The organism is Pseudomonas sp. FSL R10-0399 (genome assembly GCF_009600165.1).
GTDB classification, from domain to species: Bacteria; Pseudomonadota; Gammaproteobacteria; order Pseudomonadales; family Pseudomonadaceae; genus Aquipseudomonas; species Aquipseudomonas helleri.
Genome location: NZ_WIWK01000127.1, coordinates 1 through 16,402, shown reverse-complemented (window position 1 = coordinate 16,402; position 16,402 = coordinate 1). Strand labels below are relative to the sequence as shown.

Annotated in this window: 14 protein-coding genes and 2 pseudogenes; 5 read left to right on the top strand and 11 right to left on the bottom strand. The window is 52.8% G+C overall.

All coding sequences use genetic code 11. The features are described 5' to 3' along the window. A pseudogene (locus GHO41_RS25160) lies at nucleotides 1-399 on the top strand (hypothetical protein); the annotation flags it as partial. Nucleotides 400-711: 312 nt separating this feature from the next. Here GHO41_RS25160 and kdsB read toward each other — a convergent pair. The 11 genes from kdsB to GHO41_RS25105 form a co-directional block, all read right to left on the bottom strand. Beyond that, entirely contained in the window at nucleotides 712-1,998 is a 1,287-nt protein-coding gene (kdsB, locus tag GHO41_RS25155) for a 3-deoxy-manno-octulosonate cytidylyltransferase (RefSeq protein ID WP_153434946.1), read from the bottom strand. A gap of 31 nt (nucleotides 1,999-2,029) precedes the next feature. Next, nucleotides 2,030-2,872 (bottom strand): 3-deoxy-8-phosphooctulonate synthase, encoded by an 843-nt coding sequence (gene kdsA / locus GHO41_RS25150; RefSeq protein WP_153434951.1) that lies wholly within the window; start codon nucleotides 2,870-2,872, stop codon nucleotides 2,030-2,032. 136 nt (nucleotides 2,873-3,008) lie between these two features. Continuing rightward, nucleotides 3,009-4,568 carry a glycosyltransferase family 4 protein gene (locus GHO41_RS25145; RefSeq protein WP_153434945.1) on the bottom strand — a complete coding sequence of 520 codons (1,560 nt, stop codon included), beginning with the start codon at nucleotides 4,566-4,568 and terminating at the stop codon, nucleotides 3,009-3,011. Nucleotides 4,569-4,580: 12 nt separating this feature from the next. Further along, nucleotides 4,581-6,023, bottom strand: coding sequence for a hypothetical protein (locus GHO41_RS25140; protein ID WP_153434944.1), 1,443 nt, complete (start codon nucleotides 6,021-6,023; stop codon nucleotides 4,581-4,583). A 90-nt stretch (nucleotides 6,024-6,113) separates the two neighbouring features. Further along, complete coding sequence (locus GHO41_RS25135; protein WP_153434943.1) at nucleotides 6,114-7,550, bottom strand: mannose-1-phosphate guanylyltransferase/mannose-6-phosphate isomerase; 1,437 nt, start codon at nucleotides 7,548-7,550, stop codon at nucleotides 6,114-6,116. Between the two features lie 33 nt (nucleotides 7,551-7,583). Continuing rightward, nucleotides 7,584-8,675: a polysaccharide biosynthesis/export family protein gene (locus GHO41_RS25130; RefSeq protein WP_371929032.1), complete on the bottom strand. Its 1,092-nt coding sequence runs from the start codon at nucleotides 8,673-8,675 to the stop codon at nucleotides 7,584-7,586. Further along, nucleotides 8,668-9,774, bottom strand: coding sequence for an ABC transporter permease (locus GHO41_RS25125; RefSeq protein WP_153434942.1), 1,107 nt, complete (start codon nucleotides 9,772-9,774; stop codon nucleotides 8,668-8,670). The genes GHO41_RS25130 and GHO41_RS25125 overlap by 8 nt, the downstream gene beginning before the upstream one ends. A 49-nt stretch (nucleotides 9,775-9,823) precedes the next feature. Continuing rightward, on the bottom strand, nucleotides 9,824-10,477 hold the full coding sequence (locus GHO41_RS25120) for an ABC transporter ATP-binding protein (RefSeq protein WP_371929031.1): 654 nt from the start codon (nucleotides 10,475-10,477) through the stop codon (nucleotides 9,824-9,826). Nucleotides 10,478-10,489: 12 nt separating this feature from the next. Next, nucleotides 10,490-11,386, bottom strand: coding sequence for an ABC transporter permease (locus GHO41_RS25115; protein WP_178126576.1), 897 nt, complete (start codon nucleotides 11,384-11,386; stop codon nucleotides 10,490-10,492). 397 nt (nucleotides 11,387-11,783) lie between these two features. Beyond that, nucleotides 11,784-12,575: a type I methionyl aminopeptidase gene (gene map, locus GHO41_RS25110; protein ID WP_153434941.1), complete on the bottom strand. Its 792-nt coding sequence runs from the start codon at nucleotides 12,573-12,575 to the stop codon at nucleotides 11,784-11,786. Beyond that, nucleotides 12,572-12,832: a ParD-like family protein gene (locus tag GHO41_RS25105; protein ID WP_153434940.1), complete on the bottom strand. Its 261-nt coding sequence runs from the start codon at nucleotides 12,830-12,832 to the stop codon at nucleotides 12,572-12,574. The genes map and GHO41_RS25105 overlap by 4 nt, the downstream gene beginning before the upstream one ends. A 187-nt stretch (nucleotides 12,833-13,019) precedes the next feature. On the opposite strand from GHO41_RS25105, the pseudogene tssD reads away from it, so the two are divergent. The 4 genes and pseudogenes from tssD to GHO41_RS25085 all read left to right on the top strand — a co-directional run. Continuing rightward, nucleotides 13,020-13,253: pseudogene (tssD, locus tag GHO41_RS25100) on the top strand (type VI secretion system tube protein TssD); the annotation flags it as partial. Nucleotides 13,254-13,278: 25 nt separating this feature from the next. Further along, nucleotides 13,279-14,004 (top strand): DUF4225 domain-containing protein, encoded by a 726-nt coding sequence (locus tag GHO41_RS25095; protein ID WP_153434938.1) that lies wholly within the window; start codon nucleotides 13,279-13,281, stop codon nucleotides 14,002-14,004. Beyond that, nucleotides 13,991-14,305 (top strand): hypothetical protein, encoded by a 315-nt coding sequence (locus GHO41_RS25090; RefSeq protein WP_153434937.1) that lies wholly within the window; start codon nucleotides 13,991-13,993, stop codon nucleotides 14,303-14,305. The genes GHO41_RS25095 and GHO41_RS25090 overlap by 14 nt, the downstream gene beginning before the upstream one ends. A gap of 592 nt (nucleotides 14,306-14,897) precedes the next feature. Further along, nucleotides 14,898-16,277 carry a glutamine synthetase family protein gene (locus GHO41_RS25085; protein ID WP_153434936.1) on the top strand — a complete coding sequence of 460 codons (1,380 nt, stop codon included), beginning with the start codon at nucleotides 14,898-14,900 and terminating at the stop codon, nucleotides 16,275-16,277. Nucleotides 16,278-16,402: the final 125 nt, after the last annotated feature.

Sequence of the window (16,402 nt, the reverse complement as noted above, 5' to 3'; positions counted from 1 at the left end):
GCGCAAGCGCTTGGGCTGGAAGACGCCGTACGAAGTGCATACAGGGGTGAGCGTTGCACTTATGTGTTGAATTCAGGTGTTGTAACGGGTGAGAGGATGAATCCGGCCAGCGATATATTTATCGGTGACCATGTTTGGATCGGGCAAGCAGCTCTCATCAGTAAAGGCACAAGGCTTTCTAGGAATTCAATTGTTGGTGCTTCTTCATTCTTACAAAATAAGGAATTTCCGCCATCCTGTATCGTAGCGGGTTCGCCTGCAAAACTTATACGTACAGGCGTGGTTTGGGATCGTCGTGAGGCTGATAGAGTTTCTTTCGATGAGCAAAGCATGGATCCACAGTTTCAACATTGGTGGGATATGGCTCAGGAAGATAGAGGCTCTACTAGTCAGGAGTGATGCGTGTACAGTTCTAGGCTGTCTCGTTGTTGAACGTTTGTTTGTTTTGTGATCGAAGTCTTGCGTAAAACGATACTATTTAAAGATGTTATCTGTATTTTGAGTTCGTATTTTATCTCTTTGGTTTGAGAATCTGGCGGATTGGTTTTAGTAGGGTTATAGTTATGAACAATCAAAGGTTAGCATGTTGAATATTTACGAGTACGGTCTAGTTTCGCTTGAATTCCCGGCATTTTCTTAAGGTTTAGACTATAAATAAAGCCGGGGCCTGCGAGAAGCCCCGTTTTTATTCAGCACACAGCAACCTTCGGTTTACTGCGCCATCTTCGCCATCACTTGCGCATAACCTGCCGCAGTACCCAATACCGCGTCCTTGCCCTGAGCAAACAGAATACTGTCTGCCACTTCACGGAAGGCACCGGTACCGCCTGCTGCTGTCAACACATGAGTTGCTGCTGCTTGCACGTACACCGGGGCATCCGCGACGGCAAACGACAGTGCGCATGCCGCGAAGGCGGGCAGGTCGATGCAGTCGTCGCCGATGCAGGCTGTTTGCGCTGCACTGACACCGGCTTCGGCCATCAGCTGATTGCACGCGGCCAGTTTGTCCTTCACCCCAAACTGACACAGGGTGATGCCCAAATCCGCTACCCGCTTGCGCAAGGTGGCCGAGTCGCGACCTGATAACACCGCCACGCGCACACCGTTTTCTTCCAGCAGGCGCATGCCCATGCCATCACGCACATGAAAACGCTTCAGGCATTCGCCAGTGGCGTCGTAGTAGATGCCGCCATCTGTCAGCACGCCGTCTACATCGGTGATCACCAGACGAATGTCGTTCAGCGTGGTGCGAGGGGTAGGTGCTTGGCCGCTCATCAGTGCGCGCACTTGCTCCAGGCACTCCGGCGTATCAACTCCCGGCCCGGTTGGCTCAACCACATACGCCCGAATGCAAACGCCGGCCGCCATCAAGCGCAACTGCTCTAGCTTTTCGGCGTTTTCCAGCATGGCTGGCTGCAGATTGCTGTAGTCAGCCAACACGTCGCGGCGATAACCGTACACACCGACATGCTTGAGGTAGTCAGCGGCTTCGCCGTCCCGTGGGTACGGGATCGGTGAGCGGCTGAAGTACAGCGCGTTACCGTTATGGGCCAACACCACTTTCACGGTGTTGGGGTTGGCGGCTTCGTGGGCATCGATCACATGGCACAGCGTACCGACCTTGACCTGCGCATCTGCCAGCATGCCGGCAGCGAGGGTGTCGATATCTGCGGGGCGAACCATAGGCTCGTCACCTTGCAGATTGATGTAAATGTCTGCATCGACCTGCGTCATGACTTCGGCCAAGCGATCAGTCCCCGACGGATGATCCGGCGAAGTCATGATGCATTGTCCACCAAACGCCCGCACGGCTTGTGCCACACGCTCGTCATCGGTCGCGACCACCACCACATCGGCGTGTGCCACTTGCAGCGCGCGTTCGTACACGTGCTGCACCATTGGTTTGCCGCAGATATCCGCCAGCGGCTTACCCGGCAGGCGAGTCGAGCCATAGCGGGCCGGAATAACAATCGCGACCCGTTGTTCTGTACGTGCCATGTTCAGAATCCTTGCTTCAAAAGACGTCGCTTCAGCCGATGTTCAGTGCAGGGAACGACTTGACCAGATCATCCAGTGCCTTGATCTGTGCCAGGAACGGCTCCAGTTGATCCAGCGGCAGCGCGCTTGGGCCGTCGCACTTGGCTTGATCCGGGTTGGGGTGAGCTTCCAGGAACAGACCTGCCAGGCCAACCGCCATACCCGCGCGTGCCAGTTCAACCACTTGCTGACGGCGACCGCCGGAAGCTGCGCCCGATGGGTCGCGTTGTTGCAAGGCGTGAGTCACGTCGAAAATGATCGGCAGGTCGTCGCAGGTGCGCTTCATCACGCCAAAGCCGAGCATGTCGACCACCAGGTTGTCGTAACCCAGGCACGTACCACGGTCGCACAGGATCAACTGGTCGTTACCGGCTTCCTTGAACTTGTGCACGATGTTTTGCATCTGCGACGGGCTCAGGAACTGAGGCTTTTTGATGTTGACTGGCTTGCCAGTCTTGGCCAGTGCTACGACCAGATCAGTCTGACGGGCCAGAAACGCAGGCAGCTGCAACACATCAGCCACTTCGGCGACAGGCGCGCACTGATAAATTTCGTGAATATCGGTAATCACCGGCACGCCGAAGGCTGCTTTAACGTCTTGGAAAATGCGCAAGCCTTCTTCCATGCCCGGACCACGGTACGAGTGAATGGACGAGCGGTTAGCCTTGTCGAAGCTCGCCTTGAACACATACGGAATGCCCAGTTTGCTGGTCACACGCACGTATTCTTCGCAGGCACGCATGGCCAGGTCGCGCGATTCCAGTACGTTGATGCCGCCGAACAGGACGAAAGGGGCGTTGTTGGAGCATTCGATGGTAGGGGTGATTTTGATCAAGGATGAATTCACACTGTTAGTTTTGAGAAATGTCGGAATAGGTGCTTTTGGCTTGTTGCGAAATAATATGTGCATCTACACCCTCCTTGTCAAATGAGAGGGAGTAGCCTTTCACTAACAAAGCGCGTGCCATCGCTTAATGCTGGCCTATCAAGTAGTGTTTAAGCTCGTTGTAGGTTTTTTTATTGGCAAACATATTTTTTGCCTTGTTTTGATTCGCCACTCGCATGCCGTGGTCTTTTTTCAAATTGAATTCATAAGTCGATATGAATTTTATAAGGTCTTGGTCGTCGGCAATGATGGATGAGGGGAACTCCGCGCCCAAACATTCCTGGCCTAATTTATTTGTCAATAAGTGCTTGCCCGCAAAAACAGCTTCCACACTTTTGAAGTTGAGGCCGCCTTGCACAAGCACTGGGTTAAGAGAAATATCAATTTTATTGTAAAATTCTCCAATGCTATCAACGAATCCAAGTGGGATTACGTTAGTATCGAGGAAGATTTTTGGCAGTATTTCACTTGCCTTGCAAATGGATCCTGCAATAAGAAGTTTGCTGTCGGGTGAGTACTTTTGGATGGTGGGCCACCAGACGTCCAAGATGTAAAGCAGGGATTTGACGTTGGCAGACATCTGGCCGCCGATGAAGCCGAATTGTAAAGGTCTACCGTTAGGTCGGAACCTTACTTGAGCAAGAGCGTAATCAAACCCTGAAGAGGCGCGTATTACTTTTGTGGACTTCTTAAGGGATTTTCTTAATATGTCTTCGTCCGAGACTGAAATTGCCAGCACGGAGTCGCATTTGTTGAGCTGTTTAAGTTCGCAGCTTTTTTCGGCAATACTGTTGTAGAATAGTCGCTCTTTTCTATCCAGAATCTCCCGGTTGCGAGTGAACTGAACATCATGCGTGTCGCACACGAGTTTGAAGTTGTCACTGTCATGGAGGATATATTCGACCGCGCCCATCATCCATGCATATGAAACAATCACGGTGTTGTACTTGTTCGCTAAGTAAAGTGAATTTACCCAGCGCTTGCATGATTCCGTAGGGCGTGTGTGCAGGCGCTCAGAGAAAAGATCTGGAAGCTCAAGGGGTTTACCCATGAGCTCCCGAGCCTTTAACTCGATAGAGCGCTTGGCTCTTACTAGGGGGGGGTGGGTTTTTTTATTGTTTTTATAGATGTAAACATTGTTGCAAACCGTTTTTAGGGCATTCTGGTAGATGCTTGGGTTGCTGTTTTTTGGCGTGCTAATGAGCGCATCTACAGCAATGCCGTTTTTTGATAAGTTGAAAAGTAAATTGAAAACACGCTGATGAGAACCCAGTGTTAAAGGGAGTATTGGTCCAGGAAAAACCAGCAGAATTGATGATTTTTTTGACGTATTTATGGTGTAGTATTCTAGTTTTCCGCTACTGAGTATGTGCCATACGCGGCCTATTTTGTTCGAGAAAAAACTGTTGAGGAGTCTTTCTTCAATAATAAAGTCGTCGTTGGCAACAATGATGAGTTCGTGTGCGCTGCAGCAAAATTCGAGGTACTTGTCTCCGTCTTTCACGCCGCTTAGGTTAGCACCGGCTCTGAGCTTGTTAGTATTGTTTGCGACGTATTCGTTGTCTGGGTTTTTGGCCTGTAACTCGGAGACGGCATCGAGTTGCGCGCTATTTATGGTGTCTATAAAGAGTGCAATTCTTTTCATGATTTTATATGGTTACCGTACTTCGTTGCCGTAGATGTCGATTGTTTTGTTGAATTTATAGTCGTGTTTGCTTGTTTTGCTCTCGCTGACTATTTTTACTGAGAATCGATCTTTTCTTGGCTTGTTGGAATTAGAGAACTCATACGTGGCAGCGTTGACGTGACTTTTAACGATGTCAGTTAACCAGCCCTTAGTAATGGGGGCTTTGTTTTTTCTGTACGTCAAGTCGAGTGTCGCATTGAGGGGAAAATCAATGTGGATTTCAGCTGCTTCGGCAGTCTCTTTGGTGTCTGCATGCTCGGCTTTTTTAATTTTCGAACTTTCGATAAACAGTTGCGAAGCAATGACGGATTTGTTGTAAGGGCTGTTAGATATCAAGATATTATTTTTTGTCAAAAAGATCAGGTAGTTTATCAGTCGGGTATTGTGCTTGGCATCTACAGGGATTAAAGGCGCGGGCAGCGAGCTCGTAAGCCCGGCAGAAGAGTAAATTGACTCCCCGAGGGTTATAACCTGCTTGCCTTTAATTAATGCTTCTAATCCCACCGTGCTGTTGATAGTTACCACGATGTCGGACCAGTCAATCCAGTGGTCCAGGCTCTCTGATGCAGTAACTTTGGTGTTGTCAAAGCGGGGGATATTTGTAAAACTGTCTTGAGTTTCTTCAGGGTGAGGGCGTACCAAGAACAAACTTTCTTTCTTGTTGAGCGCAGCGTAGATATCTAAAAATGCTTCGCGCATCGACCTGTATTTGCAATACAGAATAATATTAGTATCCAGCTGGACCTGTAGCGGAAAAAACACGTTGTGTGTTGTGCTAATGCTTGCATTGATTTTGGGGTGAGTATCTACTGAAAACAAATCTGAAACGTAAGTGATATCTTCTTTTTGTACGGTGAGTCCGTCCAGTAAGTCTGGAGTCAGTGCATTCAAAGAGGAAGCGCCGTTAACACCTTGGCGATCTATAAATAATGAGTCTTTCAGTAAACCTCGTTCCATAAAGGCGCACTCTACGTTTCGACTCGCACAAATCAATCGCAAGGTATTGGCAACGTATCCTGTAAATCCATTCCAAATGATGATTTTTTCAGGCTTGAGGCTGTCAATTATTTTACTGATTGCTCTGTGGACCTTGTAGATATCTCTGATGGTTTTGACGCGTTGACCAGGCCAGCTAATCATTGGGCGGCGCTTTGCTTCTGCATTCAATATGTCGTTATACTTGATGCCGCTTTCAAGAGAGGAATCAATGGTGATATTGGCTTGAGGCTGGTCTAAAGGGGTGTTTTCTTCGAGAGATACTGTTTGTATGCCTTGGTTCTCAAAGTAACGGCCTTTATGTTTTGAATACAATAAAATAATAGGAGTATGGCCTGCGATTTTAAGCTCGGTGGCCAGAGTCATTATTCTATTTTGATTTTCTAGATGGTCGCCACATTGAATAAGTATTTTCATGATTTACTTCGCTTTATCTTGCTATGTTACTGGACGAAAACACAGCAAGGGTTCGTTCTGTTTTAGCGCTGTAAGGAGAGTGCGCTTCTTTTAAATCTGTTCGGGCCCTGTCAGGGTTTCAACTGTCCGCCCGTATCGATCCTCGAAGCGTACAATGTCGTCCTCGCCCAAATAGCCGCCAGATTGAACTTCAATCATCTCCAGGGGTATTTTCCCCGGGTTCTCAAGTGCGTGAACTACGCCAACTGGAATGTAAGTCGACTGGTTTTCGGTTAGCAGTATTTGTTTGTCGCCAAGCGATACTTTTGCTGTGCCTGTCACAACAATCCAGTGTTCTGCACGGTGATGGTGCATCTGGACCGAGAGTTTCTGTCCAGGTGAAACGGTAATACGCTTCACCTGATAGCGAGATCCATTATCAATGGAGTCGTAGGCGCCCCATGGGCGGTAGACTTTGCGGTGATTGGTCGCTTCAGTCCGGGCGTCTTGTTTAATGCGGTCGACCAGTAGTTTGACGTCTTGTGCGTGATCCTTGTTGGCGACCATTACCGCGTCAGCCGTTTCGATCACGACAACGTTATCCAGACCCAGTACCGACACCAAACGATGCTCTGCGTGCACATAGGCATTGTGGGTGGCTTCGAGCATGACGTCGCCGCGAGAAGCATTGCCTTGTGGGTCCTTGTCGGCGATCTCCCACACTGCACTCCAGGAGCCTACATCGTTCCAGCCAGCGTTCAGCGGAACAACGGATACCTGGTCGGAGCGTTCCATCACGGCATAGTCGATGGAGATATTTTCGGCGGTGGCGAAGGTCTTAAGGTCCAGACGGGTGAAGTCCAGATCTTCCTTGGCATTGGCCAGCGCAGCCTCCACAGACGCGAGTACTTGCGGTGAGTGTTCGCGCAGTTGGGCAAGCATGCTAGAGGCTTTGAACAGGAACATGCCGCTGTTCCAGTAGTAACGGCCGTCGGCCAGATACTGCTCTGCGGTGGTGAGGTCCGGTTTTTCAACAAACGCTTGCACCGCTTGGATCTGGTCGGATTTCTCAGCAACGCGGATGTACCCGTAACCGGTTTCGGCTTTGTTGGGCACAATACCGAAGGTCACGATTCTGCCGGCCAGTGCAGCGGGTTTACCTTTTTCAAAGGCGGCGTGCAGAGCATCCAGGTCATCAAACACGTGGTCGGCAGGCAGCACCAGCAACAATTCATCCTTGCCATCTGCCAAGGTTTTAACCACTGCTGCTGCAATGGCTGGGGCGGTATTGCGACCGATGGGTTCAAGTAAAATCGCTTGCGGTGTGATACCCAGCGCACGGCATTGCTCCGCTACCAGAAAGCGGTGGTCTTCATTGCTGACCACGATAGGCGTCAGCGATCCTTCCTGGATGCCTGCCAGACGCGACAAGGTGTTCTGAAACAGCGATTGGTCGCCGCTCAGGGTCAGAAACTGCTTCGGGTGCATGGCACGCGAAAGAGGCCACAGCCGGGAGCCTGAGCCACCGGAAAGTATTACTGGGATCATGAAATTTCCCTATTGCTGATCAAGCGATAAAAGTTACTGGTACATCCCGGCAGTACGACCAAGAAGCATGGTCTGCACGACAGGTGAGATGATTTTTTGCCACTCATACACGGCCGCATTGGTGACATAGATAGTGTCATCCGGTTTGATTACGATCTGTCGTGCGTAAAAAATCGCAGCCGGGTCACGCATATCAAGACGTAAGACCGTAGGTTTCAGATTGGTTCCTTCCCCCATGCGAAATACAAATACACCTTCGGGGTTGGCACTGGCTTCTCGCAGGCCGCCGACACTGCCCAGCGCATCAAGCAGGCTGGTGTTTTGTGAGGGCATGTCTTTCAGGCCTGGTTCTTGTACTGCGCCCATGGCGACAAAGCGCTGGCGTGCACGGTCCAATACCACTTCCGAGTTGGGGCGCAGCAGCATGTTGTTGCCGGCCAGAATGTCTTCGTAGTTGAACTGTTGCACCTGGCTGCCAGTGCGTACGGTGACGTTGACCAGATGCGGCTCCAGCAGAGGGCCGCCGGCCTGGTTGACAGCATCGAGCAGGGTCAATGGGCCTTGCAGGGTGCTGAAGCGCCCTGGGGATTTGACTGCACCGGCTACCAGTACTGAGCCGGAGAGGTCACCGACCAGTTCAACGTGGGTTTGCACGTCGGTGGTCACACCCTTGAGCTGCTTGATGATCATGCGCTCAACCTGGTTGAGGGTCATGCCCGCGACAAACTGCCGGCCAACGTAAGGCAGGGAGATCATGCCCTGATCGTCGATCCGGGTTTTAAGCTGGGTGCCGCCGGTGGAGAGTGGAGCGAACAACGCCGAGCCCTCTGGGGCGTTGTCAGTAATAAGCACGCTCAGGATATCGCCGGGCATCAGCCGCGCCGACGGCGCCGTCGGCTTGGCAATGCTCGCTTGCATCGGCCGTACGGCACCGCGCATGTAAGGGGCGATGGTGTTGGCGTTGATCTCGACCAGGTTGTAGGTCGTGTTCTCGGTTTCGATAGCACCCTTGTACGGGCCTGCGCCCGATACGACGCCGCCGCAGCCCGCCAGCCCGAGGACTGCCAGGGCTACTGCGGCCAGTTTCAGATTGAATGTATGGGAGACAGCAAGGGATTTAATCACGGTGATCCTCGATCGAAGCCAGGATGAAGCGAGTTATGCCGTACAGCATCAGCAGGCCAAGGAAGATGGTTGCCAGGTTGTACAAGCGCTCAGGGTACAGCGCCAATTGGGGAGTGTTCGGGCTTACGACCGTCACCAGTGTGCGGATCTTTTTGCTGGCTTCAATGCGGGCATTATCCAGAGCGGCGATTGCAGTTTTATAACTGGCTTCGGCAATACCGGCGTCCAGGGTCAGTTGCTGGAAGGCTGAGGCCACCACGTTCAACTGGGAGCCGTCCGTTGAGGAGACCAACAAGCGTTTTTCTTTGCTCAGTTGCTGAGTGATGGCGGTGACCTTTTGCTTTTGCTGTTTCACTTGCGGCGAGTCGACGCGCAACTTGAACTGCATTTCGGTCAGTACGGCCTGTTCTTTGGTGTGCTGGCCTTCGAGGTCAGCAATAATAGTGGCGCGGCTTTGTGCGGTGTTTGCACCGTCCAGCACTTTGTTGTCGTTCTGGAAGTCGATCAGTTCAGCCTTGCGATCAGCGTAATGAGTGCGGGCAGTGGCCAGCTCACTTTTGGCAAAAGTCATTTGCTCGCGGGCAATGCCATGGCTGACTTCGTTGACGAAGTGCTCGCTGGCGTCAAGGAGGGTACGCAGCATTTGCTCTGACAGCTCTGGGGTAAAGGCTTGCACCTCAACTCGCAGCAGGCCGGTGGTTTCGTCGTAGTGTGCCAAGACCATGCGCTGGTAGTACTTGAGCAGGTCTTCGCGTTGGGCGTCCTTGTCTAGCCAGAAGAACATGTCGCTGCGTTGGGCCGCGTATTGCTCGATCCAGTGCAGGCGATCTTCGAGCAGCAGCATCATGTCCATGGAGCCTATGTATTCGCGCAGGTAGAGGGTTTCTTCCCGGGAAGCTGTGCTGGAGCCGGTGAGTAAGGTTGCGAGACCTGACACAGCGGCGCCCTGATTTGCGCCATCCTGACGAACAACCACTTGCGCACTGCTTACGTAGCGATCTGTAGCAAATACGCCGTAGTAGATGGCCGCCAAAACCATTGGCAAGACCACCAGGCCGATGGCCAGGCGCCAGCGCTTGAGTTTACCCTTGCTGCTCATATGTGATGCATCCTTGAAGTCGAACGGTGCTGCTTTATAAAAGGGGGGGTCAGGTGTTGTAAGCCTTGATGCCTTCGGCGACGTCGTCGTAAACCTGTATGCCGCCATCGCGTACCAGCAGCACGATGTCACAAAGCTTTTCAACTTCGAGCATGTTATGGGTCACCAGTACGACTTTTGATTGCTGCAATTTTTCTTGGAATACCTCGGCACATTTGCGCCTGAAGTGTGCGTCACCCACGGACATCACTTCGTCGATCAGGTAGTAATCAAAGTCAAAGGCCATGCTCAGGCCGAAGGCCAGGCGCGAGCGCATCCCGGATGAGTAGGTCTTGATCGGCTCGTCAATCCAGTCGCCGATTTCGGCAAAGTCCTGCACGTAGCGAACCTTCTCGCGCATGCTGTCACCGACGGCACCGTAGACCCGACAGACAAACTTGACGTTGTCGCGACCGGTCATGCTGCCTTGAAAACCGCCCGCCAACCCGACCGGCCAGGAAATGCTCTTGTCGGTGACTACGGCACCGGAATCGGGAATATCAGCTGCGCCCAGCAGGCGCATCAGGGTGGACTTGCCCGCGCCGTTGCGCCCGATCAGGCCGATATTCTTGCCCGGTGGAATCGACATCGACAGGTTGCGGAACACATACCGACGGCCCTTGGGTGTCAGGTAGGATTTGGTAACGTTTCTAAGCTCAAACACGTTGGTCTGTACTCATCCGTTTTTCGTGGAAATCAGGTGCAAGCGGCGCGCGCGGTAGCTACCCAGGGCAATAAACAGCAGCACCACCGTGAACGTAGTTACGTACTGCACAGACACGCCATCGACGGGGGTGTAATGCGGTAGTACCTCTGCCCGGATCAGTTCAGTTAAATGCAAAAATGGGTTGAGCAGTAGTACAGGCATCATTGCTTGAGGCAGATAGGAGGCTGGCACTAACACCCCGGAAATAAAGTACAGGGGAAAAAATGCCATCCGTATCACGAGCTTAAGGCTGGACTGGGCATGAGTTATTAGCGCTAAAATCATTCCCAGCCCAAAGGTGAAAAGTAGGCCAAGCGCTAATATTGCTACCCACTGCAAAGGATGACTAACCGACATGTCGAAGCCGTACCAAGCAAACCCAAACACTAGAATCGCGTATACCGTTGCACTGATGCAGGCTTCCACTAGTACGCGTGCGACGTAGGTATCGAGAGGTTTGATTTGTTTGTAACCGAACAGCGAGCGGTTTTCGCGCAAGCTGTCCATCATTCGCAATGCAGTGTTGCGGTATAGCATGAAAGGTGCCATTCCAATCAGCACAAACACTGGGTAATCAACACCGGCTACAGTGCGACCACGAATCAGCGAGAACAAAACAGTGAAGATCAGCAAATGGCAGATAGGCTCGATCAAAGTCCATACGGCGCCCATACGTTGTTCGCCAAAACGCGCCCGAGCTTCGCGTAGCACCAAAGCGAAAATTACCGATTTTTGAATCTGGAACGAGGAACGAGGCTTCAAGATATTTACCGCAAATCGAAGCAGCACGCCTGAGCGTGCCGGGAAATTCATTTTCAGGAAATGCCAGAACCCCGCGCGGTAGTCGGGTATTCGATAGTCTTCCATGTTCTAGGGCGGGAGGTTAATCGTTGCGCGGCCTAAGCGTCAATGAAGAAACGCTCTTGTCTGTAGGGCGAGTCCTGTTTTTTTAGGGGGAAATCCGAGGGTTTAAAGGAGATGGCTTGGCAGGGTTTAAGGAATTTCAAGGGGTTGCGAGCGGTGTCAAAAAGCCACTCGCGGGTGTGAGCCGAGGGTGGGTTTTTTTGCGAAATCAGTGCGTTTAAGGGGCCGTCTTTTGAAAACCTGCTATGGCGGTGGGGCTGTCGTGGCAAATATGGACCTCACGTGTGGGGCGAGCCTGCTAGTGATGGTATCGCTGCGGTGTACCTGGTTGACCGCAGCGTCTGCATCGCGAGCAAGCTCGCTCCTACAGAGGCTGCCTGCTGCGTCGAGAGGTACGCTCTCAGCTAAGCGCCGGGTACTCTTCCACACGGTCAGGCCAAGGGCTGAGCACTTCGAAGCCGGTTTCCGTTACGGCCACCATGTGTTCCCACTGGGCGGACAATGACAGGTCTTTGGTGACCACTGTCCATTCGTCGGCAAGTGTTTTTACGTGGCGCTTGCCGGCGTTGAGCATGGGTTCGATGGTGAAGATCATGCCGGTTTTGAGTTTCAGGCCCTGGCCGGGGTAGCCGTAGTGCAGGACTTGCGGCTCATCGTGGTAGACCTTGCCGATGCCGTGGCCGCAGTACTCGCGTACCACGCTATAGCCTTGTTGTTCGGCAACCGTTTGAATGGCATGGCCAATGTCTCCCAGCGTCGCGCCGGGGCGAACCACGCGAATGCCGGCGCACATGGCGTCGTAGGTGGTTTTTACCAAGTGCCGCGCTTGCGGGCTGGGCTCGCCGACGAAGTACATGCGGCTGGTGTCGCCATACCAGCCATCCTTGACCACGGCGATGTCGATGTTGACGATGTCGCCATCCTGCAGAACCCGGCCCGACGGAATGCCATGGCACACCACTTCATTGACCGACGCACACACGGTTTTGGGGAAGCCGTGATAGCCGACGTTGCCGGGGATGGCCTTTTGTACATTGACGATGTAGTCGTGGCAGATCTGATCGAGTTGGTCGGTGGTGACGCCGGCCTTTACGTGCGGGGTGATCATGGCCAGTACTTCAGCGGCCAGCATGCCCGCGACCTTGGACTGGGCGATTTGCGCCGGGCTGTTGATGACGACACTGGCTTTCATGGGTGAACTCCTGATGCAGTTTGCGCGTCCTGCGCGACGGTGGCGCGCTCACACAGTTGTTTCAAATCAAGGCCACCTGCCAGTTCGGCACCAATCAGCACGCGGCAGATCTGGTTGTGGTCCAGGTTGGGGTGCAGCTCGGTCAACATGCCGATGCGCATCCAGTGCTCGGCCTGTGCGTTGATCGAGCGACTCAGTGCGTTGCTGGCAACCCGCAGGTTTTCATGCAGGTGGTCTGAAATCTTTACGATGCCCATGCGGCTATCCGATATGAAATGTATATGAAACGTATGCTACGTGAGCGGGGCGACAGACCGCAACCTTGAGGTTTGCAAGGTTTTGGCTGTGCGAACAAGAATAAAGGCAGGTGGGACGGGATGCGTCCTACATAAAAACTGATATCGCTGAACTAGCCTGCGGTCTTTGAGCTCAGGAGTAGTAGCAATGGCGAGTCACGGTTATATGAGCATTACGGGCAAAACCCAGGGTTTGATCTCAGCGGGCTGTTCAACTCAGGAGTCCATAGGCAATAAGTGCCAGACTGACCACCGTGATGAAATCATGGTGCTGTCTTTTACCCACACGCTGTTGAATATCGGCAACCTCGATCGCGCGACTCATCAACCCATCTCTATTGTCAAAAATATCGATAAGTCTACTGCCTTGCTGGCGCAAGCGGCTACAGCAGCTGGGACGAAGATAAATGAAGTCTGTTAGTCCACAAGAACCATTAGTCGAAGATGGGTTGCGGCAACTTAATCAAGCAGCCAGTTATCTGGCTAATCAGGCCTGCACCGTTAGCGTGCAACGGATTAAAGAAGCGACCTTGCGCCTGCAATTTAACAGGGAAGTTGCGTATTACGCCCGGGGTATTGTCAAGGATGTTCAGCACGGTAAAAAAAGCCTTGAGCAAGGGTTGGAAGATATAAAGAAAGAACAGAATGGGTTGGTGAGCCACACACTGTTGGATAAGGCTCTTTTGGGAGTGGGCATGGCCGCTGGTGGGTTACAGGTCGCAACAGGGGGTGGCGTCTGTTATGTGTCGGCGGGTGCGTTGTGCTTTGGTTTTGGGGCTCCATTGATACTGCATGGCGGCAATAATATTTACGAGAATGGTCGTAATTTATGGGCGGGACATTCAGATGCTCAAGGGCCGATTAGAAAGGTCTATCACGCAGTAGCCATTGTTAGTGGAGGCACGGAGCGTGAAGGTAATATTGCGTATGGAGTGGCGGACTTGGCAGGGTCTGTCTTTGGTGCTGGGCGGTTGGTTTTAAAACCTGAAGCGTGGCGGTTATTCAGGTATGTTCGAGCGGATTATCTGCGTGGCTATCAAACAGCAACGGTGGGCGGCACGGCTGTGGGTTTGGCCTCGGATGGGATAACGGTAAAAAGTATCCGCGAGCAGTGGGGCAATGAGCGTGAATGATTTCCTACTCTACGCAGGGTTTGTTTTTTTAAGCGTGTTGTTTTATCTCCCGTCTTTTTGGGTAAGGTTCGCTTGGTCTGGAGGCGGGATCAGCCTCGCAAGGTTTCTGCTGGTGGCGGGCTACAATTGTTTTTTTATAGTGCTTCATGTTGATTTTGCCAAGACTGGCCAGATTCCTTTTGTAGGTGTTTACAATAATTTGGCAATGCAGTGGTTTTCATTTTTCATAGTACTTGCCTATGTGTTTTCAATGCCGGGTGCCAAGAAGAAGGTGTGTTGGTTGGCGCGGTATAAAAGTTAATGTGCGGGTTGTTATTGGGTGTGAGTGACGTGTTAAATAACATGGAGAGTAATTTAATCTCGGGCGTAAATTTTACTGGTTTGCGTGCTCGCTCATGGTTTTGCCGTGCCCTATAAACGTGAATGATTTACTACTCCACAAGAGAGCGGTGCAAAACCTGTGGGAGTCTGGCTTGCCAGCGATGCGGGCGACTCGGTGTATCAGCTTAAATCGCAGTGATGCCATCGCTGGCAAGCCAGGCTCCCACACCTCCTTCTTGCGGGCATTTAATGTTTACCCAGCCCATGCCTAAAGGTTTAAAACGCTGCATTTAACAAACGTGGTCTACCGTGTGAGGCTGCGGGTTCTTTGTTGATTGCGGTTGTGGGTATGGGCTTTGTGCAGCTAAGCAGGGTTGTTCGCAGGTTGTCGCCGGGCTTGGTGCCTTGTCGATTTTCTGTCCTGTGTGCCCCCGATCTCTGTGCCCTCCCTTCAAAACTGGCTTTCTGGGCCTTGTATCACTGTCGCCATGCGCGCCCACCGGATTCTCGTTTTTTCTATTAAGCCTTGAGCGCCTGTGCGCCTGTCTGATACGAATTTGCGAGTGTTCCCCATGAGTGCCATCACCCCGTTTGCCCCGCTGCAAGAAGCCCTGGATTTTCTGGAATTGAACCCGGATGTCGAGATGTTTGAGCTGTTTATCCTCGATAACAATGGCGTGCCCCGAGGCAAGTTGTTGCACCGTGACGAGTTGCTGGCGGTGTATGAAAGCGGCCGGCCATTACCGAGCACGATTTTGGGGCTGAGCATTAATGGCGATGATGTGGAAAACACCGGGTTGGTGTGGGATGTGGGTGATATTGACTGCCGGGCGTATCCCATCAGCGGCAGTTTGCAGCGTATGCCGTGGCGGTTGATGCCAATGGCGGCGGTGCAGGTCAGCATGCACCCGCAGCAGGGCATGCCTGCGACCGTGGCGGACCCCCGGCATTTGTTGGCCAAGGTAATCGATGGGCTCAAGGCTGACGGGTATTACCCGGTCATGGCGGCAGAGCTGGAGTTTTATTTGCTCGATCAGCAGCGCGACAGCAACGGGCGACCGCAGCCGGCGCGCGATGCCGATGGTCAGCGTCCTCGGGCAACTCAGGTCTACGGTCTGCGCGAGTTGGAGCAAATCGAACCGTTTTTGGCGGATCTGTACAGCGCTTGCAAGTTGCAAGGTATTCCTGCGCGCACGGCGATTTCCGAATACGCGCCAGGGCAGGTGGAAATTACCCTTGAGCACCGCAGCGACGCGTTGCAGGCGATGGACGAAGCGGTGCGTTACAAGCGGTTGGTCAAGGGCGTGGCGCACAAACACGGGATGGTTGCCTGCTTTATGGCCAAGCCGTTTGATGATTTGGCCGGCACCGGCATGCATATGCATGTCAGCCTGGCCGATAAGGACGGCAACAATCTGTTCGCCAGCGAGGCGCCGGATGGCACGCCACTGCTCAGGCAAGCGGTGGGCGGGATGCTCGCCACGTTGCTCGATTCGTTGTTGATGTTTTGCCCGAATGCCAACTCCTACCGTCGCTTTCAGAGCAATAGCTATGCACCGCTGGCCGCGACTTGGGGCGTGGACAATCGCACGGTGAGCTTGCGGGTGCCGGGTGGCCCGGCATTTTCGCGGCATATCGAACACCGTATTTGTGGTGCGGATGCCAACCCGTATCTGGCCGCTGCGGCGATTTTGGCCGGGATTCATCGTGGCATTCGTGAACAGCTTGATCCGGGGGCGCCGATTGAAGGTAATGGCTACGCCCAGGCCACAGAAATGCTGCCTACTGACTGGCTGACCACCTTGCGCGCGCTGGAAGGCTCTGAGTGGGCAAAAGAAGCGTTTGGGTCCGAGTTTTTGAAGGTGTACCTGGCGGTGAAAAACGCCGAGTACCGACAGTTTATGGGCGAGGTCGGGGAGCAGGATTGGCGCTGGTACTTGCAGCAGGCGTGAGGTGGGGGGGCTGGATCGCTCAGATCCCCTGTAGGAGTCGAGCTTGCTCGCGATGGCATCACCGCGTTTTTGCAGGCATACCGAGTGGCTGGATCGCTCAGGTCCTCTGTAGGAGTCGAGCTTGC